Consider the following 25521-nt stretch of genomic DNA (forward strand, 5'->3'; position numbering starts at 1 on the left):
ATGCTGGTGCGGACGGGCGCCCACGGCGGTGGGCGAGATCCGTCCCACTCGGTGTGTTCGCTGCATCCCTATTTTCTGTCCCGGAGACAACCTCAGGGGAAATAATGGGCACAACTGCGACTGGATCGGAGCCCAGGCAGACGCTGCCGCCCCGTCGGGAACGGTTGTTGCGCCTCGTCGGGAGAGTCAACCTGCCGCTTCTCGGCATCGTCACCCTGGCTGCGGTCCTACGACTGGTACAGCTTCAACGAATCGGCCTGCGCGGTGACGAGGCCGTCTATGTCGGCCAGGCCGGTGTGCTGGCCGGCGCCCACGAGCTCGACCGCTACTTCATACTGATCAGTCGCGGGAACTCCAACTTCCTGCTGTACCAGGAAATACTGTCGGTCGTATTCCGGACATTCGGAGTCGGGGACGTGTCAGGGCGTGTCGTCTCCGCTGTATTCAGCACGCTGACGGTGCCGATGATCTACTGGATCGCTCTGACGTTCTTCGGTCGGCGCAGCGCGCTGTTCGCAGCGCTCATGTTCGCGCTCAGTGGCTACTCGATCTCGCTGGGCCGACTTGCTCTGTTGGACTCCACGCTTGCATTTTTCGGCACCTTGACCATTCTGTGCGCGGTCAGGCTCGTGCACACCGAGCGCCCAGGGTGGCTCTACGCAATGGCCGCCGCGGGCACCCTGACCATCCAGGCCAAGGTCACCGGCGGGCTCGCATTGGCAGTGGCGATCGTCTACGTCGCCTTCGCCAGGAACGTACGCAAACTCGCGACTCCCCGACGCCTGCTTCTCGCCGTGCTCGCTGCGGTGGTGGCCTGCGTGCCGGCTGTCATACAGATCGTTCAGCACTGGGATACCTTCAGAGACTTCCTGGGATCGAGCCTGCGGCGGAACAGCGCCGTTCCGTGGTACTACTACGAAAAGTTGTTGCTCTCCTACGAGGGCGCGGTCGTGGTGGCGTTGTGGGTGCTGGGCATCGCCCTCGCGGTTCGACGCCGGACTCGTGGCGACAAGTTGTTGCTTCTGTGGATCTTCGCGATGGCCAGCTTCTATTCGCTCTATTCGCTGAAAGCGTTCAACTATCTCGTTCCGGTGATTCCGGCGGTGTCGATCCTCGCCGGCCGTGCGCTCGGTTCGGCCTCCTACTCGCTGCGACGGCCGCAACTTCTGCGGTGGGCCCCCGCCGTCCTCGCGCTCGCGGTGATCGTGGCTGCCGTCCCGAACATCACAAAGGCGTTCGACGACAGGCCTTATCCTGGGCTGCGCGAGGCCGCCAAGTGGATCGCGTCGGAAACGCCGAGGGATGCAGGTGTGATGGTCCTGTCCCACGGCTCGGCGCAATATGTCTTCGCCTACTACGCGCACCGCGATTCCTATCCGTTCGGGCGCTTCAACCTCGCGACGATCCTGCCGGGTGGAGAGATCGTCCCAGCATCCGATCCAACGGGGGGCGCGCAGACGCCGCGGGACTGGGTGACGGAGTGGCCGGACCGGTTGATTGCGGACGGGACGGTGTCGTACCTCGTTTACTACACGCCATGGGCGGACGACCCACCAACGGAAGACCAGGTGATCCGCACGGCTTCACAGCGCCGCCTGCAGATGTTTGTCGAGCGTTATCACGGCCAGTTGGTCCACGTGGAATACCGCCATCACGAGGCGCGGACATGGATCTACCGACTGACGACCCGCCGCCCCCGGCCGGCGCTTGAACTCAAGGTCAACGGACCGATGGTGTCCGTGACCGGTAGCGGCTTCATGGTGAACTCGCCGCTTACGTTGACGTACAACGGAAAGGTTGTCGCACGCGGCCGTTCCGACCTGAACGGCGCGGTGTCCGTCACGCTGGCCATGCCGTCGCAGAGCCCTCCACGATCTTTGCTCGTCGTGACGGACTCGGCGGGCCGGTATGCGTCGATGGTGTTTCCCAAGCCGACGATCTCGTACCGGACGAAAGGTCAGCACGCGGAGGTCAGCGGCCGCGGTTTCCGGCCGAACGATCTTGTCACGGCGACCTATCACCATGCCGTCGTGGCGCGGGCGAAGGCGGACCGGTCGGGGAACGTGCTGCTGTCGTTCCCAGTCCCTCAGCACACGTACCCGAAATGGAAGCTGACGGCCGCGGACCGGACGGGCAATTATGCCGAGCGGACCCTCCCGCAGCCGACGCTACGGACGACCACCCCGGCCGGGCGAGTAAGCGTGTCCGGCGACGGCGCCACCGGCAACGGGCAGACCCTTGACACATATCCCGGACATTTGCCGAAGAGCGGCCGAGTCGACGCCAGGGGCACGCTCTCGCCGCCCGCCTTCCCGCTGCCGATTCCCTGTAGCCCGACCTGGCCACTGGTGGGGCGGGACACTGTCGGCAACTACTCCACGGTGACACGGTTGGAGGCACGGCCATGAGGCCGCACGAGGCGCCGACAATGCTCCACCGTCCGGGTGGAGACCCCAAGGTCGAAGCGCCGGTCCACCGGTTGAGCCGCCGCCGGTTGGTCGTCGCCGCAGCAGTTGTCTTCGCGACCGTCGTTGCAGTGCTCGTTGCTCTGCTCGTCCCGCAGCGGACTGGCACCCCGACCGCGCCGAGTTGGAGGAACGAGGGAGTTCCTTGCAGAAGCAACCCACTCACGCACGTCCACCACCCCACGCGGCTGACCGTCATCGCCAACTGCGCGACCGTCAGCGGGGTCGTACGGAAGGTGCAGTACCGGCCCGATGACGGCAATGTGCATCTGACGGTTGCCGTGGACAGGAAGTTTCGGCGCTACCTCCGCTCGGCAAACCAGGGCGTTCTCAACGTCGAGGTGATCCCGCCCGACGCGCGGTACGTGATCATCCCGTCGGTGGGCAAGCATGCGACGTTCTACGGCGCATGGGTCCTCGACCGCAACCAGCGGCGTGCCGCCGAACTGCATCCGGCCTGGCGGATCGTGCCCGATGGGACCCCCGTCGCACAGGCAACGCCAACGCCGGCGAGAGGTCCCGGTGAGCTTTCCGTCGCTGCGCACATGCCGACAGCCGTCACGGTCGGGGAGCAGTACCGGGTCGTCGTGCAAGCCCGAACCGCGGCGGCGGCGAAGACAACCGCGGCGAGCGAGGTCCACGTGTTTGTCGAAATCACCAATGCTGCGGGCAAAGGCGTCCGTTGGAAGGCTGCCTCGACGAACTCGCTCGGCTCCGCCAGCATGGACTTCATCGCTCTGCACGCGCCGGGTACTTTCGTGGTCCACCTTTATGCCGGCAAGGACGGGCAAACGGTCGTCCTCACGAAACCGCTCACCATCAGGCGGAGCTGACTGCGCCTGATCACCCGGACGCTTGCGGCCGCCGGTCATGGGAGCGAGCCCGATGACCGGCAGCCCGGTGGCGCCACGGGTGAGTCGGTGCCTTCAGCAGGTCACGGACGTGGTCGCCGTGCTGGTGTTGCCCGCCAGGTCACGGGCCCGCACTTCATAGCTGTAAGTGGCCGGGCAGACGGCAGTCTTGTCGCTGAACGTCAGCTTGTCGGGTGCCACCGTGGCAAGGTAGGTGCCATTGCGGTACACGTCGTACGCGGCCACGCCGATGTTGTCGCTCGCCGCCGTCCAGCGCACCACGCTTGTGGTGGTGCCCGAACGCGTGGAGGTGAGGCCACCGACCGGCGCGGGCGCGGAGCTGTCGCTCGCGAAGTTGTAGACCTGCTCGTCAAAGGTGTTGCCCAGCGAATTGGTCGGTGTGACGGTCAGCGTGGTGCCGTCCACCGAAACCTTCAGGAAGTGGAACACCTGGGAGTCAGCGGTCGGCACCGGCGCGCCGCCGCAGACCTTGCCCCGGTTGGAGGTGTAGGTCCAGCTGATGGCGTACGCGTCGGTCGCGGAGCAGGTGCTCACGGAGTGCAGCTTGGCGCCGCCACCACCGGTCACATAACTGGGAACACCGCCGGGCGGTGCCACATTCCGCTGGTAGTGGTGGGCGTGGCCGTTGAACACCAGATTCACGCCGTTGTCGTGCAGCAGTTGCTCCAGGCTGTTGGGATTGCCCGGGGTGTTCTGGAGGAACGTGTCCCCCTTCTGGGCGGAGTTGTCGGACCGTAGCGGGAAGTGGAACACGGCGACCTTGATACCGCCCGGGTGCGCTGCCAGGTCGTTCTGCAGCCACTGGTATTGGGCGGACGTCGTCGCCCAGTGGGCGGCGGCGTCGATCTGGTACATCTTGCAGCTGCTCCCGTTCCCGCAGGAGCCGCCGGTAGCGGAGCCCAGGTTGCTGTCGCTCCACGAGGCGTCGAGCATGTAGAAGCGCACGGGGCCGCTGTCGAACGCGTAATAGGTGCTCGGGTAGCTGGCCGGGGTGGTACCGAAGAACGACGGGTAGTTTTCCAGCACGTACCTTCCGCCGGAGGCGGTGGCGTTGGTGGTCTCGGGCCAGTTGGTCAGCTCCGTGCTGTTTCGGCCGTGGTTGCCGTTGGTGATGTACATCGGGAGGTGCTGCCCGGGATAGGCCCAGTACTCACGACGGAAGACCGCGCTGATGTTGGGCCCGGTCTGGTTGAGGTCGCCGTAGCTGGTCTGACTGCCGGCGGGGTAGGCGACGTCGCCGGCGGACAGGGCGAACCGGACCCCGCTGGCGCCGAGCTGCGACCACAGGTTGGCCTGGTTGACGTTGAGTGAGCCGTTGTTGACTCCACTGTTGGTCGTATCACCCCAGTCCCCCATGACGGCGAAGCTGAACGGCGTGGCCCCGCCGGCCGGCTCCAGCGTGGTGAACGTGGGAGAGGGGTTGGTACCGAGCAGGTCCACGGGCGTGGCGTCGCCGGTGAAGACCCTGTAGCAGTACTGCGTTGCGGGGGACAGTCCGGAGATGAGGACCCTGTTCTGGTACTCGGTCGTTCCGTTGACGCTGATGGGCGTCCCCAAGCCGAGCGCGGAGGCGGTGTTGGCCGTGCAATTGCCCAAAGGCCCGTACTTGACGGTGACCCTTGTCTGGGTGCTGGTTCCCCAGTTCACCCGGATCGAGGTTGTGGTCAGATCCGAGAGGTACGGCGCCCGGGTGAGCAGGGGGCTGGCGCCCGGCAGGTCCGCGAACGCGGTGTCGGGCAGTGCGAATGCCGCGGTCAGGGTGGCAAAAGCGGCGGCGAGGCTTCGACGCAAGAGACGGTGGCGGCGTCTCGTCCTGGCATCATATGGGCGCATTGGGGCTCCGCGGCGAAGAGCGAACACAAGCATGACGGATGTTCCTTTCGGCGCCCGCGCACCATGGCGGCACGGTCGCCGAGGCGGGGCGGAGGCGCCGCGGTCAACGTATGCAGCCTTTTCGGCCGAATTGGGTGGGGCGCGAGCGGATCACAGGAAGCGTTGCGCCGTCTTCACTCTGTTGGGCAAAGGCAGTCCGGCAACCGGGTGAAGCTGATTGTCTCGTGCACCGAAGCTTCCGCAGTGCGGCAAAGACAGAAACGTCTGTCCCCCTCCCGCGGCACACCAGCCCGGCAGGAGCGCACCCGAAGACGGTGCTGATGCTGACGCTGTTGACGCCGGTCTTGTTGAGGTCGCCTGAGAGCGAGCCGCGTGTGCGCATCTGATGAGTCGTTACGCATCGCGAAAAATGGGCAGACCACGGCGATGACCGATCATCCTTCACCCGATCGGTGGCCTGTAGGGCGGCAAACGCGTGAGGCTCCACGCGGCGTCGTGATCGCCTGCCACGGCGGGGCGCCGCGGCACCCGATTCTGGAGCGGCTCCTTCCGGATCCGGTGATTGGCCATGGAGGTCCCGTGCACGACGTACGCCCGAATCAGCAGTCCCAGAGCCGCTCAGCGCGGCACGATCAGGGATCGCGGTCGCGGGCCCTGGGGAGGGCGACGGGCGGCTGCGCCATGGCTGCCCTGCTCACCATGACGCTCACGGCACCTCAGGCCGGCGCGGCAGGCCAGGGCTGGCACTGCGGCCGCCATGCCTATATCGCCAACTCCGGCTCCCGCACGGTCTCGGTCGTCGACACAGCCAGGAACGCCGTCGCTCGGACCGTCTCTGTCCCCGCGGGCGTGTCGGACCTCGCCGTCAGCCCCGATGACGAGCAGGTGTACGTGACCGGCGGGGCCGGCACCCACACCGTCTCAGTGATCGACACCACCCGCAAGGCGGTGACCGAGACCATCCGCGTCGGGCAGCGCCCCGAGGGCGTCGCCGTGTCCCCGAACAACAGGCGGGTCTATGTGACGAATGCCCGCAGCAACACGGTGTCGGTCATCGACACCGCCACCAACCGGGTCAGGAAGACCATCGACGTCGGCCGCTGGCCGCAGAACGTCGCCGTCACCCCGGACGGCTCCCAGGCCTTCGTGACCAACCTGCTCTCCGGCACTGTGTCGGTGATCTCCACGGCGCGGGAGGAGGTGGTCGACACCATCAGCTTCACCACCCCGGACGCCGCCCCCTTCGACGTGGCGATCGCGCCCGACGGCCGCCGGGCCTACGTGACCCTGGGACCCGGCACCGACACCGTGGCGATGATCGATACCGGAGCACGCGACAACGAAGACGACGATGAAGACGGAGACGACGTCGTCGCCGTGACGCTGCCCGAGGGCGCGGAACAGCTCGCCGTCACCCCGGACAGCCGCCGCGTCTACGTCACCTCCGGCTTCGGTTCCGACGGGGTGTCGGTCATTGACGCGGACACCGGCACCGTGAGCCGCTACCTGGACGTCGGCACGGGCGCGGAGGGCATCGCTCTGGGTGCCGACGGGGGTCGCGCCTACGTGACCTCGGGCGCCGACGCCCGCGTGACCAAGGTGGTCGACACCGGCACCGGAGACGTCGTCGCCACCATCCCAGTCGGCTCCGGGCCCAACAACGTGGCCGTGGCCGTCCGCCGCGGCTGAGGTGAGGCCCAAGCCACCGGCTTCGCCCAACTCACCGTGGTCTGGGACTAGTTGGAGTGCTGTGAGGGGTCCGCACGGCCGTCTGTTCTTGGCGCGAACTGGCAGCAGCTGTCGGCATCAGCCGACAGCGCGCCTCGAACGCGTCCAGCAGATGAAGGAATGCCTGGAGACCTCGCGCGGCACCGTGCGTGCGCTGGACGGGGGCCCGCACCGAACCGCAGGAGCTGACCGCCCGCTGGGGCGCGGCATCGCATCTCGTCGCGCTCCTCGTCGGCTTCACGCTCTCGCCACCCCTCGTCCGGCTTCACCAGCCCGGCGGAGCGCACACCACCAGGCACATTCCTGGCGCTACGCGGCTCCTGCGGGTCAACGCAGCAACAGCTGCACCCCACCCACAACCGTCGCCGCGATCACGAGTTGCTCGAACAGCCGCTGGTTGATGCGGTTCACGGCCCACGTGCCGAGGAACGCACCGGGCACGACGAACACCACCAGTGCCGCGTCGAGCAGCAGCGAGGAGCCGTCGATCAGGCCGAGGCCGGCGCTGAAGGGCACCTTGGAGACGTTGACGATCAGGAAGAAGAAGGCCGAGGTCCCGAGGAAGCCGAGTTTTCGGAAGCCGGCCGACAGGAGGTACATCGACATCACCGGGCCGCCCGCGTTGGCGACCATCGTCGTGAAACCGCCGAGGACGCCGTACGAGCGGGCCTTGACCCCGCCGGCGCGGCTGGTCACCGACTCCGGTTCCTCCGCCTGCTCGGCCGTGCGGCGGCGCCACACCGTCACGCCCGCCATCAGCAGCAGGATCGCGCCGATCGACGTGCGGACGATCCCGTCGTCCGCCCACACCAGGAACAGGGTGCCGAGGACGACACCGGCCGCGACCGCGGGGAACAGCCGCCACAGCGTGGGCCAGTGGGCGTGCCGTCGGTAGGTGAGGACGGCGAGCACGTCCCCGGCGATCAGGATCGGCAGCAGTACGCCGGTGGAGGCGCGGGCGGGCAGTACGGCGGCGAAGATCGCGAGGCTGACCGTGTTGGCCCCGCTCACGGCGGTCTTCGAGAAGCCGACGAGCAGCGCCGCGAAGGCGAGCGCGGCGAACTCCCAGCCGGTTGTGTGCCAGAGCGTCATCGTGTCCATGCGGAGACCGATGGTATGTCCGGACAACCGGTACGGTAAGGACCGTCTCGCCAGGTGGGAGATTGCTCGCCGGACGAGAGGCTGCTAGTGCCGCTCCACCAGCACCGCGCTCCCCTGCCCCACACCGACGCACATCGTGGCCAGCCCCCGCTCGGCCCCCGTCCTGCGCATCCGGTGCAGCAGCGTGGTGAGGATCCGTGCGCCCGAGCAGCCCAGCGGATGGCCGAGGGCGATCGCGCCTCCGCTCGGGTTGACCAACTCGGGATCGATGCCGAGGGCGTCCACGCAGGCGAGGGCCTGGGCCGCGAACGCCTCGTTGAACTCGGCCTCCTGGATGTCGGCGATCGTCCAGTCGGCTCGGGCCAGGGCCTTGCGGGTGGCGGGGACCGGGCCGATACCCATCACGTCGGGGTGGACGCCGGCCGAGGCGCCGGCGACGTAGCGGCCGAGGGACTCCAGGCCCAGGGCGTTCAGGGCCTCCTCGCTGACCAGGAGCAGTCCGGCCGCACCGTCGTTCATCGGGGAGGCGTTGCCCGCGGTCACCGTGCCGTCCGCACGGAAGACCGGCTTCAGCCGGGACAGCTTCTCGTACGACGTGTCCTCGCGGACGCACTCGTCGCGGTCGACCAGCACCCCGTCCGGGCGCTCGACCGGCAGGAGTTCGTCGTCGAAGTGGCCGTTCTTGCGGGCATCGGCGGCCCGCTGGTGGCTGCGCAGGGCGAACTCGTCCTGCCGCTCGCGCGGGACGCCGTAGCGCTCGGCGACCTCCTCGGCCGTCTCGCCCATGGACAGCAGGCCGTGCAGTTCCTTCATCGCCGGGTTGACCAGGCGCCAGCCGAGCCGGGTGTCGGCGGTCTCGATGCGGTGGGGCAGCGCCTCGTCGGGGCGGGGCAGGACGAAGGGGGCGCGGCTCATGGACTCGGAGCCGCCGGCGACCACGATGTCGGCCTCGCCCGCGGCGATGGTGCGGGCGGCGATCGTGACGGCTTCGAGGCCGGAGGCGCACAGGCGGTTGACCGTGGCGCCGGGCACCGACTCGGGCAGTCCGGCCAGCAGCGCGGCCATGCGGGCGACGTTGCGGTTGTCCTCGCCGGCCTGGTTGGCGGCGCCCCAGTAGACGTCGTCGACATGCGCCGGGTCCAGTGCGGGGACGTCCGCGACGAGGCCCCGGATCACGGCGGCGGCTAGGTCGTCGGGCCGGACCGACGACAGCGCTCCGCGGAGTTTGCCGATGGGGGTGCGGCGGGCGGCCGCGAAGTGGACGGGACGCACGACAGGTCTCCTGACCGGGCAGTATGGATCGACACCAGGTTAATTAGCGGCGCTAGTTTTGGACTATAGACCGAGCCGCCACACCCTGGGAAGATCCCCGGAAGCGGCACTGCCGCAGCTCACCGCCGCAGCTCACTGACACAGTCCAGCGACGCAGTTCACCGACACAGCCGGAGGACCCATGGCCGACCCCCGCGAGCATGTCCTCGACGGAAGGCGCGGATCGATCGCCGTACACGAATGGCCGAACCCGCGGGCCCGCTGCCTCGCGCTCGTGGTCCACGGCTACGGAGAGCACGCCGGCCGGTATGCCGAGGTCGCGGAGGTCCTGGTCCGGCACGGTGCCGCCGTGTTCGGTCCCGATCACGCCGGCCATGGGAGGTCGGCGGGCGAACGTGTGCTGATCGAGGACTTCGAGGACGTGGTCGCCGATGTGCACACGGTGGCCGGCCTGGCCCGGACCGCGCATCCGGACGTACCGGTCGTCGTGATCGGACACTCCATGGGCGGCCTGATCGCGGCCCGCTACGCACAGCTCCACGGTGACGAACTCGCCGCTCTGGTGCTGTCCGGGCCGGTGATCGGCGACTGGGCGCTGCCGCGGCGGCTGCTCGCCCTCGACGAGATCCCCGACACGCCCATCAGCCCGGCCGCGCTGTCCCGGGATCCGGAGGTGGGCGCGGCGTACGCGGCGGATCCGCTGGTCTGGCACGGGCCGATGAAACGGCCGACGGTCGAGGCGTTCGCCCGGATGCTGGACACCGTGTCCAAGGGCGGCGGCATCGGGGCCGTGCCGTTGTTGTGGCTGCACGGCGACGACGACCGGCTGGTCCCGCTGTCCGGCAGCCGGGTCGGCGTCGAGGAGCTGCGCGGAGACGAGCTGATCCGGCGGGTGTACGCCGGGGCCCGGCACGAGGTGTTCCACGAGACGAACAAGGCGGACGTCTTCGCCGACCTCATCCGCTTCCTGGACGACGTGCTCGCAGGCTGAGACGCGTGACGTTTGCTCCGATTCGCCCTGGGCACCCGCGCCCGCGTGGAGCGGTTGCCGCGCCGCACCGCTCCGTACCGGCAACCACGCCAGAGGGAGGAGCACCGTATGACCGTGGTCAAGAGCACGCTCCCCGAACCGGCTCGCCGGGTCGCCGGGGAGGCTTTGCAGAGCACGCTCGTCGATCTTCTCGGGCTCTCGCTGATCGGGAAGCAGGCGCACTGGAACATCGTGGGCCCGCGGTTCCGGTCGATCCACCTCCAGTTGGACGAGGTGGTGTCGGTGGCCCGTACGTATGCCGACGAGGTCGCCGAACGCGCGGCGGCGCTCGGTCTGCCGCCCGACGGCCGGCCGGAGACCATAGCCGCCGCCTACACGCTGCCCGGCCCCAAGGAGGGCTGGCTGCGCGACACGGAGGTCGTCCGGCTGATCCAGGAGGCGCTGGAGTCGGCCGTCGAGCGGCTGCGTGAGCGCGTCACGGCGACCGCCGAGCCGGACCCGGTCACGCAGGACCTGCTGATCGGCATCACGCGCGAGCTGGAGAAGCAGCGGTGGATGTTCGACGCGGAGAACTGGCCGCGCGACGACTGACGCCGCCCGCACTTCCCGTCCTCAGAGAAGGGGCCCACCATGACCGACGCCCTTGAACTCGACGCGCTGTGGGAGGACTTCCACCGCGTGGTGAACATGACCTCGGCGGAACTGGCGGCCTGGCTGCGGGTCCAGTACGCCGACGAGGAGACGGAGCCCCTGCCGGAGCACCCGGGCTCGCCCACCGGGCAGCACGTCCTGTCGATCCTGCAGAAGCGCCGGATGGACCTCACCGAGGACGACCTCCGCGTGATGCGGGACGTCGTGGACACGGTCACCTCGCAGGTCGACCTGGAGAACGAGCCCGAGGCGGAGGACACGGAGCTCCGGCACCGGCTGATGACCATCGGGCACGATCCGCTCAAGGCATCGCCATGACCGACGACAAGCGCCTGGTGCGCGAGCTCGTCGGCGCACACGGGCAGACGTTCGCCGAGGAGGCGGGCATCAGGCTCAAGGACACCCCGCAGCCGCTGTACCGGCTGCTGGTCCTGGCGCTGCTGCTCAGCGCCAGGATCCGCGGCTCGATCGCGCTCGACACCGCCCGTGAGCTGTACGAGGCGGGGATGCGCGATCCGCGCCGGATGGCCGCCGCCGACTGGCAGGAGCGGGTGGACGCGCTGGGACGCGGCGGCTACCGGCGTTACGACGAGCGCACGGCCACCCAACTCGGCGACGGCGCCGAGCTGCTGTCCGACCGCTGGGGCGGCGATCTGCGCCGCCTGCGGGAGGAGGCGGACGGCGATGTCGCCGAACTGCGCCGACTGCTCCAGGAGTTCCCCGGCCTGGGCCCGGCCGGCGCCGACATCTTCCTGCGCGAGGTCCAGCGGGTCTGGCCGGAAGTGGCGCCCTACCTCGACGACAAGGCGCTCTCGGGCGCCCGGCGGCTCGGCCTGCCGAAGGACCCGGACCGGCTCACCGACCTGGCCGGGAACACCGAACCGGCCGTGCTCGCCGCCGCGTTGGTGCGGGCCTCGCTCGACAAGGAGGTGGCCGAGGACAGCCTCCGCCGGGCCGCATGATCGTGTAAGACTGCTCGCACACGCCGTTGCCGAGCAGAGGAGACCTGCGTGACCGGGACCGAGCCGGCCGTACCGCGGATCGACACGAGCAGGCCGCACCCGGCCCGGGTGTACGACTGGTTCCTGGGCGGCAAGGACAACTACCCCGTCGACGAGGAGCTCGGGCGGCAGATCACGGCGATGCAGGGGGACGCGCCGCGGCACGCGCGGGCCAACCGCCGCTTCATGGAACGGGCCACGCGGACGGTCGTCCGGGAGACGGGGATCCGCCAGTTCCTCGACATCGGCTCCGGCATCCCGACCGAGCCCAACCTGCACCAGATCGCCCAGTCCGTCGTGCCGGACGCGCGGGTGGTGTACGTCGACAACGACCCGATCGTGCTCGCCCACGCGGGGGCCCTGCTGCGCGGCACTCCGGAGGGGGTGACCGAGTATGTGCAGGCCGACGCGCGCGAGCCGGAGCGGATTCTCGAACGGGCGGCGACCGTCCTCGACCTCGACCGGCCCGTCGCCCTGTCGCTGATCGCCCTCCTGCACTTCATCGGGGACGACGACGGCGCCCACGCTCTCGTGGCCACCCTGGTCGGTGCGCTGGCGCCGGGCAGCTGTCTGGTGCTGTCGGCGATGACGGCGGACTTCGATCCGGAGAACGTCCACCGGGGCATCGCGGCCTACCGGGCGAGCGGGGTGACGCTCGTGGCCCGTTCCCAGGCCGAAATGGGCCGGTTCTTCAAGGGACTTGAGCTGCTGGAACCGGGGATCGTCTCCCTGTCCGACTGGCGCCCTTCCAGGGACGAGCACGACGCGAAGGAAGAACCCGTGTCCCTGTACGGTGCGGTCGGCCTCAAACGCTGATTCCGCACCCACCCCGTAGGCACCCCTCGGCCCTCGCTCAGCCGAGCAACCACCCACCGTCCACGTTGAGTTCGACGGCGTTGACCGACCCGTTGCGCAGCAGGAAGTCCACGGCGTCCACGACGTCGGCCATGGTGGCCAGCCGCCCGGTGGGGGTCTCGGTGCGCAGGGCGGCGAGGACCTTCTCCGGCTTGGCCTGCCAGTAGGGGCTGTCCCCGACCACGCCCGGGTGGAGGGCGTTGACCCGGATCGGCGCGAGTTCGACGGCGAGGGTGTTCACCAGGCCGCGGACGCCGGCGTTGACCGTCGCCACCGTGGTCGCGCCCGGGTAGGGCCGTTCCTTGGCCTGTCCGCCGAACAGCACGATGGCGCTGTCGTCGTGCAGCCGGGACGTCAGGGTGTGCACGACCTCGGTGTAGCCGACGAGTTTGAGGGTGACGAGCCGCAGAGCGGCGTCGATGTCGTACTCGGTGACCTTGTTGTCGTCGCGCGTGACGCCCGCGACGACCAGGTGGTCGACGCGCCCGACGTCGGCCAGTGCGGCGGCGATCTCCCCCGGCCGGCTGAGGTCGAGGCCGAGTCCGCGGGCGCCGAACTCCTTGGCGATGGTGTCGGCACGGTGGCCGTCCCGGCCGGTCAGGGCGACCTCGTCGCCCCGTTCGGCCCGCATCCGGGCGAACTCCAGGCCGATCCCCGACGTGCCGCCCACGACGAGAACACTGCTCATGGCTCCAGGACCTCCCTCAGGTACTCCCAGTCCCGCGTGAACCGGTAGGAGTGGCGCGACGGCGGCTGCGGCGCCTGCGTCTCCAGCCACCGCACCGGCCCATCACCGGCGTTGGCGAAACCGTGCACGCACCCCGCGCCCGCCCAGGCCAGGTCGCCCGGCCCGAGCCGGTACCGCTCCCCGTCGAAGGTGGCGTCCACGAACCCTTCGAGGATCAGGTACGTCTCCTCGAAGGGGTGGTCGTGCGTGCCGGCGACGCCGTCCGGGGCGTACTGCACCATGAACATGGTCGACGCGACCGCGCCGAGGTCGCCGTCCACCATCATCTTGACGGTGATCCCGCTGTACACGAGCAGCGCGGTCCGCATGCTCGCCGACACCGCGAGCAGGTCCTGCGACTGCTTGCCGGGGTCCATCTGCGCCGGTTCGAAGTGGCCGAAGGACCGGGTGCGCGGGTCGCGGACGTCGATGCGGACGGGATCGCGCTCCGGCAGCGCGGGCACCGCCTGGGTGTCGTGTCCGTAGCGGGCCCGCGGCACGGGGGCGAGCATGTCGGCCCAGCGGCCGGCGACGTCCCCGGCGCCGCGCCAGGCGTGCGGGACACCGGTCGGGAGGAGGCCGTAGTCGCCCTCTTCGAGACGGTGGGACCCTTCGGGCACATCGAGGATCACGGCCCCGTAGAGCACATGGAAGCTCTCCTCGTACGAGTGCACATGGGCCGCGACCCGGCCGTCGGGCCGTATCCCGCACAGGCCGAAGCCGGTGTGCACACTGCCGTCGTCCTCGCCCACCAACATCCGCCGCCGGTAGCCGAGTTCGTCGTACGGCGGCTCCGGGACGTCGGCGGTACGGCGCACCAGGTGACGGGTCATGCCGCGCTCCTCGCCTCCTTCGCCGCGAGGAGCCGGTCGCGCGACTCCTGCACCAGGCGCCGGGCCCGGTCGACGTCGGCCACGAGCTTGCCGTCGCGCTTGCGGACCACGCCGTCGACGATGACCGTGTCGACGTTGGAGACGTCCGCCGACAGGGTCACCGCGGCGGCCGCGTCGTGCACCGGGGCGACGTTGAGCGCGGTGGCGTCGATCGCGACGACGTCGGCGCGCTTGCCGGGGGTCAGGGAGCCGGTGCGGTCCTCGACGCCCGCGACGTGGGCGCCGTTGACCGTGGCGATCTCCAGCATCTGACGTGCCGTCAACATGGTGTCGGGCACGGGCAGGTTGGCCTTCCAGCAGTCCGCGTTGACGCGGGCGCGCTCGGCGCCGAAGGCCGCGCGGATCTGGGTGAACATGTCGCCGGGCACGGTGGTGACGACGTCGATGCTGAGCGACGGCCGCAGCCCGTACTCGATGGCCTTCATGACGGGCGGCCAGCCGTGCCCCATCTGCACCTCGACCTGCGGCGCGATCGACACCGTACCGCCGCTGTCGGCGACCATCCGCCACTCGTCCTCGTGGAAGTAGCAGCAGTGGATGTAGGTGGTGTCCGGGCCGAGCAGACCGAGGTCGTGCAGCTGCTTGACCATGCCGAAGCGGCCGGCGAGCCGCCCCATCGCCACGTGCACGGTGACCGAGATGCCGAGCTCGCGGGCGAGGGCCCATTCGGAGGTGACGACGTCGTTGGTGCAGAAGCCGGGGCCGCGGGTGGCGAGCGCCATGGTGAGCAGGCCGTCGTCGGAGGAGAAGTACTTCTCGCGGATCCGACGTACGTCGTCGCCGGGGATGGCGATCTTGCTGTCGAACCAGTAGTCGGCGAGTGAGGTGTTGGCGCTGCCGTACGCGTACTGGGCGCGGATGCCGGTCTCCTTCAGCGCCTGGACCGCGGCGTCCGGGTGTTCGGGCGTGTTGTTGATGTGGGACCAGTCGACGAGGGTCGTGATGCCGGCGTTCAGGCACTCCAGCGAGCCCGCGAGGTTGCCCGCGTACACGTCCTCGGGGGTGTAGAGGGGCGCGAAGGTGTCGAGGATGTCGACGAAGTAGTCGTCCAGGGTGGCGTCGGGGGCGACGTTGCGGATGGGCGCCTCCCAGGTGTGGCGGTGGGTGTCGACGAAGCCGGGGATCACGATCCGGCCGGTCATGTCGAGCACTTCGGCGTCGGCGCCGATCTCCCGGTCCACGGCGGCGATCGTGCCGTCCTCGATGAGGACGTCCCCCTGGGGAAGGTCCCCGACGGCGGGGTCGAGCGACAGCACATGACCGCCGCGCAGGAGTATCCGACGGGTCATCGTTCTACCTCCCAGGGGGTGTTCAGTACGCGGCGAGAGCCCGGACGGCCGCCACGACCTTGTCGACGGTGGGGATGACCTCCTCTTCGAGGGCGTCGGCGAACGGCAGGGGGACGCACTCCCCCGTCACCCGCCGGACCGGCGCGTCCAGCAGGCCGAACCCCTCGTCGGCGACGACGGAGACGAGGGTGCCGCCCCAGCCGCCCTGGTACGGGTTCTCCTCCACGGTGACGAGCCGCGAGGTCCTGCCGAGCGAGGCCAGCACGGTACTCATGTCCAGCGGCACGAGGCAGCGCAGGTCGACGACCTCGGCCTCGATGCCCTCACCGGCCAGGGCCTCGGCGGCCTTCAGCGCGAGCGGCACCATCGAGGCGAGGGCGACGAGGGTGACATCGGCGCCCTCACGCACGACTGCGGCGCGGCCCAGCTCGACGACGTGGTCCGGTGGCGGGGGCGTGCCCTTGGTGGCGAGCAGCGCCTTGTGCTCGAAGAAGACGACCGGGTCGTCGCTGCGGATCGCCGCCGCCATCATGCCGATCACGTCGGCGGGCGTCGCCGGGGCGGCGATCTTCAGTCCGGGCACGGTGAACGCCCAGTTCTCGGTGGCCTGGGAGTGCTGGGCGCCGAAGCCGAGGCCGCCGCCGTTGGCGGTGCGCACGACGAGCGGGACGGTGACCTGACCGCCCGTCATGTACCGGACCTTGGGGACCTCGTTGGCGAGGTAGTCCCAGCAACAGGCCAGGAAGTCCGAGAACATGATCTCGGCGACCGGCCGCATCCCGGTCATCGCGGCGCCCATCGCCGCCCCGACGATGGCCTGTTCGGAGATCGGCGTGTCCCACACCCGCTCGCGCCCGAACTCCTTCATCAGCCCGACGGTCGTCTTGAACACCCCGCCCGCCTCGCCGATGTCCTCGCCCAGGCACACCACGGCCGGATCGCGCCGCATCTCCCGCGCGATGCCCTCGGCGACGGCCTCCCGGTAGCTGATCACGTCCGCCACGCCGCACCTCCGTCCGCCCATACGTCGGTCAGCGCCTGGCCCGGATCGGGTGGCGGGGCACTCTTCGCGGCCTCGACCGCCTCGCGTACGACGGCACTCGCGCGCTCGTCGGCTTCGCTGATCGTCTCCGGTGGTACGCCCAGCTCGGCGAGCCGTCCGCGCGCCACGTCCAACGGGTCGTGCTTCAGCCAGCGTTCGACCTCCTCGGCCGGGCGGTAGGTGGCCGGGTCGGCGCGGCTGTGCCCGAAGTGGCGGTAGGTCTCCGCCTCCAGCAGCGCGGGCCCGTCTCCCGCCCGGGCCCGCTGAGCGAGCCGCGCAACCGCCTCCCGTACGGCGACGACGTCGTTGCCGTCGACGACCTCGCCGGGGATGCCGTACGCGGGCGCCCGGTCGGCGGCGGGCCGGGGCACCGCCGTGACGTCGGCGATCGGCGTGTACTCCATGTAGAGGTTGTTCTCGCAGACGAACAGCACCGGCAGCTTCCATACGGCGGCCAGGTTGAGCGCCTCGTGGAAGGCGCCGATGTTGGTGGCCCCGTCACCGAAGAACGCGACGGCGATCTGGCCGGTGCCGCGCAGCTTGGCCGACCAGGCGGCACCGGCCGCCATCGGGAGGTGGGCGCCGACGATGGCGTAGGAGCCGAGCATGCCGGTGGACGCCTTGGTCAGGTGCATGGAGCCGCCCTTGGCCCGGCACAATCCGGTGGCCCGGCTCATCAGCTCGGCGAGGCACTCCTGCGGGTTCGCTCCGCGCGCCAAGGCGTGGTGGTGGCCGCGGTACGTGGCGAAGACGTAGTCGTCGGGGCGCAGGGCGGCGCTCGCGCCGACGGCGATCGCCTCGTGTCCGGCGGCGAGGTGGGTGGTGCCCTTGACGAGGCCCTGCAGGAACAGGTCGTGGGCGGCCTTCTCCGTACGGCGGATGACGGCCATCTGCTCGTAGGCGGCGAGGAGTCCGGCCGGGTCCATCAGCTGGCCCCGTTGTCGCGGGAGGTGTCGAGGGGGGCCTGTGACGCGCGGCCGGTGTTCAGGTGGGACTGCGACTCGCGCCGGGTGTTCAGTTCGCCGCCCACCGTCCAGTACTTGCGGCCGGCCACCAGCAGTTCCTCCGCGGGGAACTTGGTGATGACCTCGCAACCGTCGGCGGTGACGACCAGTTCCTCTTCGATGCGGGCGGCGGACCAGCCGTCGGCGGCGGGCCAGTAGGTCTCCAGGGCGAACACCATGCCCTCTTCGAGGACTTCGGGGTGGTCGAGGGAGACCAGGCGGCTGAAAATCGGCTTCTCCCAGATCGACAGGCCGACGCCGTGGCCGTACTGGAGGGCGAAGGCGGCGGTCTCGTCGGCGAAACCGAACTCCTCGGCGCGCGGCCACACTTGGACGATGTCGGCGGTGGTGGCGCCGGGCCTGACGAGGGCGATGGCCTGGTCCATGTACTCCCGGCAGCGGACGTAGGCGTCACGCTGGGCACGGGAGGCGCTGCCCACGGCGAAGGTGCGGTAGTAGCAGGTGCGGTAGCCGAGGTGGCTGTGCAGGATGTCGAAGAAGGCGGGGTCGCCGGGGCGGATCAGGCGGTCGCTGTAGACGTGCGGGTGGGGTGAACAGCGCTCGCCGGAGATCGCGTTGACGCCCTCGACGTACTCGCTGCCCAGGTCGTACAGCACCTTGCTGACGACCCCGACGCACTCGTTCTCGCGCACGCCGGGCCGCAGATGGCCGTACAGCTCCTCGTACGCCGCGTCGACCATGGCGCAGGCCTGCGTGAGCAGGGCGATCTCGTCGCCGGTCTTGATGCGGCGGGCCTCCAGGAAGACCTGCTGTCCGTCGACGACGTCGATGCCCTCGGCGCGCAGGGCGGTGAGGACCGGCATCTCGGCGACGTCGACGCCGACGGGTTCGCCCGCGAGTCCGTGCTCGCGCAGCTCCGTGGCGATCTTCGCAGCGACGTCCTCGGCGATGCCCGCGTCCGGGTGGAAGGCGCCGCGGAGGGTGGAGATGCCGGCGCGGGCGCCGGTGGGCGGGCTGCCTTCCTTGCCGTCGCTGTAGTCGAGCCACGGGTTGTAGAGCTGGTGGTGCCGGGCGGCGGAGCCGAAGTCCCAGACCACCGGTTCGGCGCCGCGCACCAGCAGGGCGAAGCGGATCAGCTTGTCCATCGCCCAGGTACCGATGTGCGTGGCGGTCATGTAGCGGATGTTGGCGAAGTCGAAGCTGAGGACGGCGCCCAGTGAGGACCGGCTCAGGGTCTCGTTCAGCCGGGCCAGGCGCTGTCTGCGCAGCCGGTCCAGGTCGATGCGCTCTTCCCAGTCGACGGCGTTGGGTCCATATGTGCGGATCGCCATGGCGACCACCCCCGCTTCGGAGTGAACGACCGCGGGCGGCGAGTGTCAAGTGTCACTGAACGTCGCCGTGGACGAACCAGACGCCCACGGCCGGCTCCTCTCCATCGTTGCGGTAACGGTGCGGGGTCGTCGACTCGAAGCAGACCGCGTCGCCCGGGCGCAGCGTGTATTCCTCGAAGCCGAGGGTGAGGACGAGCTCGCCCGAGGTCAGGTATCCGTACTCGGTGCCCCCGTGCCGCATGAGGCCGTCGGAGCTGGAGGAGGCGCCGCCGGGCCGGTAGGTCACCAGGAGAAAGTCCACGTCGGTGCCCGGAACATGGCCGAGACGCTCCCACACGACGCCGGAGTCCAGCTCCAGCACCTCCCGCTCGTCCGGCCTGACCAGCGGGCCGATGCGGCGGCCAGGGTCGGCGGCGAAGGCGGCCAGCGCCTGCAGGACGGGGCCGGGGGCTGCCGCCGACCGAAACGTGGCTTGGGCTTCGCCTGCGTCGAAGAGGGTCTCTACGGAGATGCCGAGGGCTGTGGTGATGGCGTACAGGGAACTGACCGAGGGCTGGCTCTTGCCGGTCTCGATCTGCGAGATCAGGCTCGCCGACACGCCGACCTCCCGGGCGAGCGCCCGCAGGCTCGTCCCGCGCGCGAGGCGGGCCTGCCGGATACGCGCGCCGACGGGCGGCACGGGAGTGGGTGACACGGTCTGCTCCTCCCCGGTGCTACGGACCGCTCACTGGACGTGTGCAGCACTATTGAACAGCCGGGAGGACTCCTGGTCGAGCGCGGTTCGGCAACGCCCCTGAAGGAGCGCGGGGCCGTATCACTGTGCGGCTCCGCCGCGTGGGCGCGACCAGCCACAACGAACCCGCAGACGATCGACGGCCTCTCGCGGCACTACCCGCGGAGCGCCCCCGCTGGAAAGACGGCCCGCACCTCCCACCCCGCCCCACCCCGCGGCCCCGCCTGCAGTTCCCCGCCCAATGCCGTCACCCGCTCCTTCAGCCCGACCAGCCCGAACCCACCCCCGTGCGCCGCCGCCGGAAGCTGCGTGCCGCCCCGTCCGTCGTCCGCGACCGACACCTCCAGGCGCCCGGCGTCGTCCCGCAGCCGGACCTCGACGTGGATGGCGTCGGCGGCGTGGCGGCGGATGTTGGTGAGCGCCTCCTGCACGACCCGGAAGGCCGCGGCCTGCACCTCGTGCGGGAGGTCGTCGGACACGGCCGGGTCGCGGCGCAGGGTGACCTGCTGGACCGGGCTCGCGAATCCGTCCGTCAGCTCGGCGATGCCCGCCAGGTCACCGACCGGACGGCGGTCGCTCGCCTGGTCGCCGCTGTCACGCAGCACACCGACCGTGCGGCGCATCGAGGCGAGGGCTTCGGTGGCGGCGCGTTCGATGCCGGCCAGGACGGGGTCGAGTTCATGCGGCCGGGTCTGCGCCATCATGCGGGCCACCTGGGTCTGCACGAGGATCCCGGTGACATGGTGGGCGACGAAGTCGTGCAGGTCGGCGGCGATGGCGACGCGTTCGCCGCGCCGGGTCTCGCTGACGGCGAGCGTCCGCCGGTAGTCCATGGTGCGCAGGTACACGGCGAACCCGCCGAAGAGGCCGATCAGGACCAGGCCGACCAGCATCAAGCCCAGCACGTTGGCGTCCAGCGGCCCGAGATACCGGACCGGCAGCAGCATCAGCGCACCCGCGTCGAGGGCGCCGCACACCCAGGCCGCGCGCGGCGGGCAGTGCCGTACCGCGACGAACAGCAGGCACAGCAGGATCAGGACCTCGCCGGGACCGAAGGTGTTCGCCTTGAGGGTCGCCAGGCAGCCCACCGAGTACAGGCCCGAGACGAGGGCGGGCACGGCGGTGCGCACCTGCGGCGTGAGCCACTCCGGGCGCCGGCCGGCCGGCCACAGCACCGCGGACAGGCCCACGAGCAGCACGGCCAGGGTCGGCCACACGGGGCTCGCCGTCGGCAGGACGCTCGTGCCGTCGGAGCCCGCGTAGAGGACGTCGACGACACAGGCGGCGAGCAGGGCGCCCACGGCGCAGCCCCGGGCACAGCCGCGGGGGGAAACGGACTTCATGCCGGTCACGGTAGGCGAGGCCGTGCGCGGCGGGATCGGCCGATCGGCCGAGGCAGTCGCGGCCGGGCGCCGCTGACGCCGGCCTTATGGCCGAGGCGCGCGCCCGGGTCCGGGGGCGAGGGTGGTGCCGCATCCTCACCATGGACCTCAGGAGTATGCGATGCAGCGCAGCAGTCGTCGTCTGTGTCGTCGTCGGCGCCCTCGCCGTGTTCGCGGCGATCTGTGGCGGCCGGCCGCTGCTGCGCAGGGTGATCGCCGACCGGGCACAGACCGCGGACCGGCCGCCGACGGCGCGGACCCCGCCGAGGGCCGCCCTCTGCGTGAACCCCGTAAGGCATGATCGAGCCATGTCCACCCGGCCCCCGTCGACCTCCTCACCCGCGCCCGGCGCCCCCATCCGCGTCCTCATCGCCGACGACCAGGAGATGGTCCGCACCGGCTTCCGCTTCTTCCTCGACGCCCAGCCCGACATCACCGTGGTCGCGGAGGCCGCCGACGGCGAGGAGGCGGTGGCGCTGGCCCGGCGGGAGCGGCCGGACGTATGTCTGCTGGACATCCGGATGCCGAAGCTGGACGGCCTGGCGGCGACCCGGCTGCTGGCGGGGCCGGACGTGGCCGACCCGATGCGGGTGGTCGTGGTGACCACGTTCGACCTCGACGAGTACGTGTACGGGGCGCTGCGGGGCGGCGCGTGCGGATTCCTGCTGAAGGACTCGGGGCCCACCCTCCTCGCGGAGGCCGTCCGCGCCGCCGCGGCCGGCGACTCGCTGGTGTCGCCGTCGGTCACGGTCCGCCTGCTCAGGCACGTCACCGCCCCGCAGGCCGAACCCGCCGCCTCCGCTCCGCCGAGGCCCGCCCCGCTCAGGGAGCCCCTCACCGACCGGGAGCTCGACGTCGTCCGCCTGGTCGCGCTCGGCCGCACGAACGCCGAGATCGCCGCCGAGCTGTACGTCTCCCTGTCCACGGTGAAGACGCACCTGTCCAGCGTCCAGCTCAAACTGGCCGCCCGGAACCGCGTCGAGATCGCCGCCTGGGCCTGGCAGCACGGGCACGCGCAGCCCGGCATGTGAGGCGCCCGCGCCCCCTCGGCAGGCCGCGCTCACTCGAACGGTCCGGTGCCACTGGTGGGCCGCCGCGTCCGGTGGTGCGGTGAGGACACGCGTCACGTTCTCAGGAGGCACTCCCGATGACCCGTCGTTCGTCCCGACTCGCCCGCGTCCTGTCCTCGGCCCTGGCGGCAGGCGCGCTGCTGACCACCGCGGCCTGCTCGGACGACGGCGACAAGGACGGTTCACCGGCCTCGGGCGTCACCGCCTCACCGGCCGCCAGGAAGCAGCCGACCGCCTCTCCCACCCCCACCCTCACCGAGTCCGGCGCGGACGCCGCGCTGATCACCGAGGCGGACATCGAGGACGACTGGACGCAGGTCAAGGACACGGAGGCCGAGAACTGGCACGACAGCCTGCTCATCGGCAAGGTGGACGTCTCCGACTTCCTCACCGCCAAGGCGGACGCGGCCGACTGCCAGCGGCTCATGGACTCGCTCTACGACGACGACCTGCTGGGCAAGCCGTCCGGAGCGAACGCGCTGCGCGGCTTCACGCAGGGCGACTCACGCCTGCTGTACCAGGTCGCCTCCTACGACCGGAGCGACCCTCAGGACTCCTTGAAGTGGATGGCGAAACTGCCCGACGAGTGCGACCAGTTCACGATGACCGAGGACGGCGAGAAGCGCACCGTCCAGGTCATCGAGACCAAGCTGCCCGACGTGGGCGACGCCCGTCAGGGACTGCGGGTGACGGTGCAGGGCACCAGCGACGGCGAGGAGGCCACACTGACGCTGGACGTCGCCGCCGTACGCATCGGCAACGACGCGATCACCGTCACGGCCGGGGGCCTCGACGGGAACGAGCAGGACTCCGTCGAGGCGGCGGTGAAGCAGGGCACCCAGCGCCTGAAGGACGTGCTGGCCGGACGGACGCCCAAGCCCGCTCCCTCCGAGATCGAGTGACGCCCACGGCACTCCGCTTCGCGTACGCCAACCTCCTTGACTCCTCTGCCGATTCCCGGGACAACGTGATCAACGGAGCGGCACAATGGCGGCGATGGCCGGTTTCGGTCGTGCGTGCGAGGAGAGGACGAGTCGTGAGCGATGGCCACACCCCGTCGGGCGGGTCGGCGAAGCTGAACACCGGTGTGGCGCACAACGCGCGCGTGTGGAACTACTGGATCGGCGGCAAGGACAACTACGAGGTCGACCAGCAGGTCGGCGAGCAGGTCGCCGGGATGTTCCCGATCATCCGGGACATCGCCCGCGCGGACCGCGAGTTCCTCGGCCGGGCCGTGCGGTTCCTGGCCGAGGAGCGGGGCGTGCGCCAGTTCCTGGACATCGGCACCGGGCTGCCGACGGCGGAGAACACCCATGAGATCGCCCAGCGCGTCGCCCCCGACTCGCGGATCGTGTACGTCGACAACGACCCGATCGTCCTCGTGCACGCCCGCACGCTGCTGACCGGCACCCGCGAGGGCGTCACCGCCTACATCGACGCCGACGTCCACGATCCGGACGCCATCGTCGAACGCGCCGGGCAGACCCTGGACTTCGGCAAGCCGGTCGCGGTGATGATGCTGGGCATCCTCAACTTCGTCCTGGACTACGACAAGGCCCGCGACATCGTGCGCCGCGTCCTGGCCGCGGTCCCCTCCGGCAGCCACCTGGTCCTGACGCACCCGACCTTCGACTCCGAACTCGGCGGCGAGGGCCAGATCCCGGCGATGAAGTTCTGGAACGAGAACGCCACACCGCCGATCACGGCCCGCAGCGGCGCCGACATCGCCGCGTTCTTCGAGGGACTCCGGCTGCTGGAGCCGGGCATGGTGTCCTGCTCGCAGTGGCGCGCCCCCGACTCGGCCGCCCCGGTGCCCCAGTACGGCGCGGTCGCCGTGAAACCCTGACACCGACAGCGACCGCACGCAGTCGGCACCGACCGGCACCCATCCGGCCGAGCTCGTCGAGGAGACCGTATGACCACCCTTGCCGACCCCGTCCCGGGCGGGCGTCCCGGTGACGTCGAGCGGGCCGGCGCGCTGAGCGGCGAGCTGTCCGGGCGGGGTGTGCACGGGATCGTCCTGGCCTACGTCGACACGGCCGGTATCGGCCGGGTGAAGACGGTCCCAACGGCGAAGCTGGCCTCGGCGGCGGCCTGGGGCGTCGGCATGTCACCGGTGTTCGACACCTTCCTGGCGAACGACTCCATCGTCACCACCGACGTCCTCGGCTCCCCGGACGGCGATCTGCGCCTCTACCCCGACCTTGACCACCTGGTGGAACTGGCCGGACAGCCCGGCTGGGCGTGGGCGCCGGTCGACCGGATCACGCAGGAGGGCGAACGGCATCCCGCATGCAGCCGCACCTTCCTGCGGCGCACGGTCCAGGAGGCCTCCGAGCGGCACGGCCTCACCTTCAGGGCGAGCATCGAGATCGAGTGGGCCGTCGCTCGACCGCCGGGCCCCGACGGCGCGTTCGTGCCCGCGGTGACGGGTCCGGCGTACGGCGCCACCCGCCAGGTCGAGTTGAGCGACTGCGCCGCCGATCTGCTCGCCGCCCTCGCACGGCAGGGCGTGGAGGTCGACCAGTTCCATCCCGAGTACGCCGCCGGGCAGTTCGAGCTGTCGGTGGGTGCGCTCGACCCGGTGGGGGCGGCCGACCGCAGCGTGCTGGTACGGCAGACGATCCGGGCCGTGTCACAGCGCCACGGCCTCGCGGTGTCCTTCGCCCCGGCGGTCCTCGGGCAGGGCGTCGGCAACGGCGGTCATGTCCACCTCTCCGTCTGGCGCGACGGCGTGAACCTGCACGCGGGCGGTGACCGCCGGCACGGCATGCGCCCCGAGGCCGAGTCCTTCGCGGCCGGCGTCCTCGCCCACCTCCCCGCCCTCACCGCGGTGACAGCGCCTAGTCCGGCCAGCTGTCTGCGGCTCAGGCCCTCCCAGTGGGCCGGGGTCTTCACGGCATGGGGCCGGGAGACGCGAGAGGCGGGGCTGCGCGTCGTCACCGGCACGGCGGGCCACCGTGACCAGGCCGCCAACCTGGAGATCAAGCCGGTGGACCTGGCCGCCAACCCGTACCTCGCCCTCGGCTGTCTGATCGCCGCCGGGCTGGACGGACTGAGGTCGGGCGCACGGCTGCCCGAGGAGATCACCGGGGATCCGGCGCGTCTGGGTGCGCGGGAGGCGGCGGCGCGGGGCGTGCGCAGACTGCCTGCGTCTCTGGACGAGGCCGTGGCGGAGTTCCGCACCGACGAGTCGCTGCGTGCCGCGCTCGGCCCGGTCCTCGCCGACGCCGTCATCGCCGTACGGGAGGGCGAACTGGCCACCGTCGCCGGGCTGGACGACGACGGGGTGGCGGCGGCCTACCGGTGGAAGTACTGAC

At 70.5% G+C, this 25521-nt stretch carries 23 protein-coding genes; 12 read left to right on the forward strand and 11 right to left on the reverse strand.

From position 1 onward, the window contains the following. Positions 1-167 precede the first annotated feature (167 nt). Together ACIBU0_RS03600 and ACIBU0_RS03605 are read left to right on the forward strand one after the other, a co-directional pair. On the forward strand, positions 168-2408 hold the full coding sequence (locus ACIBU0_RS03600; RefSeq protein ID WP_398811022.1) for an ArnT family glycosyltransferase: 2241 nt from the start codon (positions 168-170) through the stop codon (positions 2406-2408). Next, complete coding sequence (locus ACIBU0_RS03605) at positions 2405-3298, forward strand: hypothetical protein (RefSeq protein ID WP_398811812.1); 894 nt, start codon at positions 2405-2407, stop codon at positions 3296-3298. The genes ACIBU0_RS03600 and ACIBU0_RS03605 overlap by 4 nt, the downstream gene beginning before the upstream one ends. 93 nt (positions 3299-3391) lie before the next feature. Here ACIBU0_RS03605 and ACIBU0_RS03610 read toward each other — a convergent pair whose 3' ends face one another. Further along, entirely contained in the window at positions 3392-5128 is a 1737-nt protein-coding gene (locus tag ACIBU0_RS03610) for a fibronectin type III domain-containing protein (protein WP_398811025.1), read from the reverse strand. A gap of 723 nt (positions 5129-5851) precedes the next feature. Between ACIBU0_RS03610 and ACIBU0_RS03615 the strand changes: the two genes are divergently transcribed. Then, positions 5852-6859 carry a cytochrome D1 domain-containing protein gene (locus ACIBU0_RS03615; protein WP_398811028.1) on the forward strand — a complete coding sequence of 336 codons (1008 nt, stop codon included), beginning with the start codon at positions 5852-5854 and terminating at the stop codon, positions 6857-6859. A 366-nt stretch (positions 6860-7225) separates the two neighbouring features. Here ACIBU0_RS03615 and ACIBU0_RS03620 read toward each other — a convergent pair whose 3' ends face one another. Then, a complete protein-coding gene (locus tag ACIBU0_RS03620; protein WP_398811031.1) occupies positions 7226-7999 on the reverse strand; it encodes a sulfite exporter TauE/SafE family protein in 774 nt (257 codons plus the stop codon). Positions 8000-8083: 84 nt separating this feature from the next. Then, positions 8084-9271 (reverse strand): thiolase family protein, encoded by a 1188-nt coding sequence (locus ACIBU0_RS03625; protein WP_398811033.1) that lies wholly within the window; start codon positions 9269-9271, stop codon positions 8084-8086. A gap of 181 nt (positions 9272-9452) precedes the next feature. Here ACIBU0_RS03625 and ACIBU0_RS03630 point away from each other — a divergent pair, with 181 nt between their 5' ends. The 5 genes from ACIBU0_RS03630 to ACIBU0_RS03650 all read left to right on the forward strand — a co-directional run bounded on the left by ACIBU0_RS03630 (position 9453) and on the right by ACIBU0_RS03650 (position 12730). Beyond that, positions 9453-10262 carry a lysophospholipase gene (locus tag ACIBU0_RS03630; protein WP_398811035.1) on the forward strand — a complete coding sequence of 270 codons (810 nt, stop codon included), beginning with the start codon at positions 9453-9455 and terminating at the stop codon, positions 10260-10262. A 108-nt stretch (positions 10263-10370) separates the two neighbouring features. After that, positions 10371-10853: a Dps family protein gene (locus tag ACIBU0_RS03635; RefSeq protein WP_398811038.1), complete on the forward strand. Its 483-nt coding sequence runs from the start codon at positions 10371-10373 to the stop codon at positions 10851-10853. Positions 10854-10892: 39 nt separating this feature from the next. Then, on the forward strand, positions 10893-11231 hold the full coding sequence (locus ACIBU0_RS03640) for a DUF3140 domain-containing protein (protein ID WP_398811040.1): 339 nt from the start codon (positions 10893-10895) through the stop codon (positions 11229-11231). Continuing rightward, the gene (locus ACIBU0_RS03645; RefSeq protein ID WP_398811043.1) at positions 11228-11875 is read left to right on the forward strand and encodes an endonuclease; all 648 of its coding nucleotides are present in this window, start codon (positions 11228-11230) and stop codon (positions 11873-11875) included. Before ACIBU0_RS03640 ends, ACIBU0_RS03645 begins: the two co-directional genes overlap by 4 nt. A gap of 48 nt (positions 11876-11923) precedes the next feature. Then, on the forward strand, positions 11924-12730 hold the full coding sequence (locus tag ACIBU0_RS03650) for an SAM-dependent methyltransferase (protein ID WP_398811045.1): 807 nt from the start codon (positions 11924-11926) through the stop codon (positions 12728-12730). A gap of 37 nt (positions 12731-12767) precedes the next feature. Here ACIBU0_RS03650 and ACIBU0_RS03655 read toward each other — a convergent pair whose 3' ends face one another. The 8 genes from ACIBU0_RS03655 to ACIBU0_RS03690 form a co-directional block, all read right to left on the reverse strand. Next, positions 12768-13457 (reverse strand): SDR family oxidoreductase, encoded by a 690-nt coding sequence (locus ACIBU0_RS03655; protein ID WP_398811048.1) that lies wholly within the window; start codon positions 13455-13457, stop codon positions 12768-12770. Then, the gene (locus ACIBU0_RS03660; protein ID WP_398811051.1) at positions 13454-14329 is read right to left on the reverse strand and encodes a cupin domain-containing protein; all 876 of its coding nucleotides are present in this window, start codon (positions 14327-14329) and stop codon (positions 13454-13456) included. Before ACIBU0_RS03660 ends, ACIBU0_RS03655 begins: the two co-directional genes overlap by 4 nt. Further along, entirely contained in the window at positions 14326-15678 is a 1353-nt protein-coding gene (locus tag ACIBU0_RS03665; protein ID WP_398811054.1) for an amidohydrolase family protein, read from the reverse strand. The genes ACIBU0_RS03660 and ACIBU0_RS03665 overlap by 4 nt, the downstream gene beginning before the upstream one ends. A gap of 22 nt (positions 15679-15700) precedes the next feature. Next, positions 15701-16681 carry an alpha-ketoacid dehydrogenase subunit beta gene (locus ACIBU0_RS03670; RefSeq protein ID WP_398811057.1) on the reverse strand — a complete coding sequence of 327 codons (981 nt, stop codon included), beginning with the start codon at positions 16679-16681 and terminating at the stop codon, positions 15701-15703. Continuing rightward, a complete protein-coding gene (locus tag ACIBU0_RS03675) occupies positions 16669-17646 on the reverse strand; it encodes a thiamine pyrophosphate-dependent dehydrogenase E1 component subunit alpha (protein WP_398811060.1) in 978 nt (325 codons plus the stop codon). The genes ACIBU0_RS03670 and ACIBU0_RS03675 overlap by 13 nt, the downstream gene beginning before the upstream one ends. Beyond that, entirely contained in the window at positions 17646-19016 is a 1371-nt protein-coding gene (locus ACIBU0_RS03680) for a M24 family metallopeptidase (protein WP_398811063.1), read from the reverse strand. Before ACIBU0_RS03680 ends, ACIBU0_RS03675 begins: the two co-directional genes overlap by 1 nt. A 52-nt stretch (positions 19017-19068) precedes the next feature. Beyond that, positions 19069-19710, reverse strand: a complete 642-nt coding sequence (locus ACIBU0_RS03685; RefSeq protein WP_398811066.1) for a helix-turn-helix domain-containing protein — start codon at positions 19708-19710, stop codon at positions 19069-19071. Between the two features lie 194 nt (positions 19711-19904). Beyond that, entirely contained in the window at positions 19905-21092 is a 1188-nt protein-coding gene (locus ACIBU0_RS03690; protein ID WP_398811069.1) for a sensor histidine kinase, read from the reverse strand. 347 nt (positions 21093-21439) lie between these two features. Between ACIBU0_RS03690 and ACIBU0_RS03695 the strand changes: the two genes are divergently transcribed. The 4 genes from ACIBU0_RS03695 to ACIBU0_RS03710 all read left to right on the forward strand — a co-directional run bounded on the left by ACIBU0_RS03695 (position 21440) and on the right by ACIBU0_RS03710 (position 25520). After that, the gene (locus ACIBU0_RS03695) at positions 21440-22162 is read left to right on the forward strand and encodes a response regulator (protein WP_398811767.1); all 723 of its coding nucleotides are present in this window, start codon (positions 21440-21442) and stop codon (positions 22160-22162) included. Positions 22163-22278: 116 nt separating this feature from the next. Then, the gene (locus tag ACIBU0_RS03700) at positions 22279-23103 is read left to right on the forward strand and encodes a hypothetical protein (RefSeq protein WP_398811072.1); all 825 of its coding nucleotides are present in this window, start codon (positions 22279-22281) and stop codon (positions 23101-23103) included. Between the two features lie 134 nt (positions 23104-23237). Next, on the forward strand, positions 23238-24047 hold the full coding sequence (locus tag ACIBU0_RS03705) for an SAM-dependent methyltransferase (protein WP_398811075.1): 810 nt from the start codon (positions 23238-23240) through the stop codon (positions 24045-24047). A gap of 69 nt (positions 24048-24116) precedes the next feature. Then, positions 24117-25520: a glutamine synthetase gene (locus tag ACIBU0_RS03710; protein ID WP_398811078.1), complete on the forward strand. Its 1404-nt coding sequence runs from the start codon at positions 24117-24119 to the stop codon at positions 25518-25520. Position 25521 lies beyond the last annotated feature (1 nt).

This window comes from Streptomyces sp. NPDC049627, from assembly GCF_044465645.1.
Classification (GTDB): domain Bacteria; phylum Actinomycetota; class Actinomycetes; order Streptomycetales; family Streptomycetaceae; genus Streptomyces.

Bases quoted from the DNA above. Each gene is read 5' to 3' on its own strand.
- ACIBU0_RS03630 (WP_398811035.1), top strand. From the start codon at position 9,453: ATGGCCGACCCCCGCGAGCATGTCCTCGACGGAAGGCGCGGATCGATC.
- ACIBU0_RS03605 (WP_398811812.1), top strand. From the start codon at position 2,405: ATGAGGCCGCACGAGGCGCCGACAATGCTCCACCGTCCGGGTGGAGAC.
- ACIBU0_RS03620 (WP_398811031.1), bottom strand. From the start codon at position 7,999: ATGGACACGATGACGCTCTGGCACACAACCGGCTGGGAGTTCGCCGCG.
- ACIBU0_RS03690 (WP_398811069.1), bottom strand. From the start codon at position 21,092: ATGAAGTCCGTTTCCCCCCGCGGCTGTGCCCGGGGCTGCGCCGTGGGC.
- ACIBU0_RS03675 (WP_398811060.1), bottom strand. From the start codon at position 17,646: ATGGACCCGGCCGGACTCCTCGCCGCCTACGAGCAGATGGCCGTCATC.
- ACIBU0_RS03665 (WP_398811054.1), bottom strand. From the start codon at position 15,678: ATGACCCGTCGGATACTCCTGCGCGGCGGTCATGTGCTGTCGCTCGAC.
- ACIBU0_RS03660 (WP_398811051.1), bottom strand. From the start codon at position 14,329: ATGACCCGTCACCTGGTGCGCCGTACCGCCGACGTCCCGGAGCCGCCG.
- ACIBU0_RS03645 (WP_398811043.1), top strand. From the start codon at position 11,228: ATGACCGACGACAAGCGCCTGGTGCGCGAGCTCGTCGGCGCACACGGG.
- ACIBU0_RS03680 (WP_398811063.1), bottom strand. From the start codon at position 19,016: ATGGCGATCCGCACATATGGACCCAACGCCGTCGACTGGGAAGAGCGC.
- ACIBU0_RS03655 (WP_398811048.1), bottom strand. From the start codon at position 13,457: ATGAGCAGTGTTCTCGTCGTGGGCGGCACGTCGGGGATCGGCCTGGAG.
- ACIBU0_RS03615 (WP_398811028.1), top strand. From the start codon at position 5,852: ATGGCTGCCCTGCTCACCATGACGCTCACGGCACCTCAGGCCGGCGCG.
- ACIBU0_RS03695 (WP_398811767.1), top strand. From the start codon at position 21,440: ATGTCCACCCGGCCCCCGTCGACCTCCTCACCCGCGCCCGGCGCCCCC.
- ACIBU0_RS03635 (WP_398811038.1), top strand. From the start codon at position 10,371: ATGACCGTGGTCAAGAGCACGCTCCCCGAACCGGCTCGCCGGGTCGCC.
- ACIBU0_RS03700 (WP_398811072.1), top strand. From the start codon at position 22,279: ATGACCCGTCGTTCGTCCCGACTCGCCCGCGTCCTGTCCTCGGCCCTG.
- ACIBU0_RS03640 (WP_398811040.1), top strand. From the start codon at position 10,893: ATGACCGACGCCCTTGAACTCGACGCGCTGTGGGAGGACTTCCACCGC.
- ACIBU0_RS03710 (WP_398811078.1), top strand. From the start codon at position 24,117: ATGACCACCCTTGCCGACCCCGTCCCGGGCGGGCGTCCCGGTGACGTC.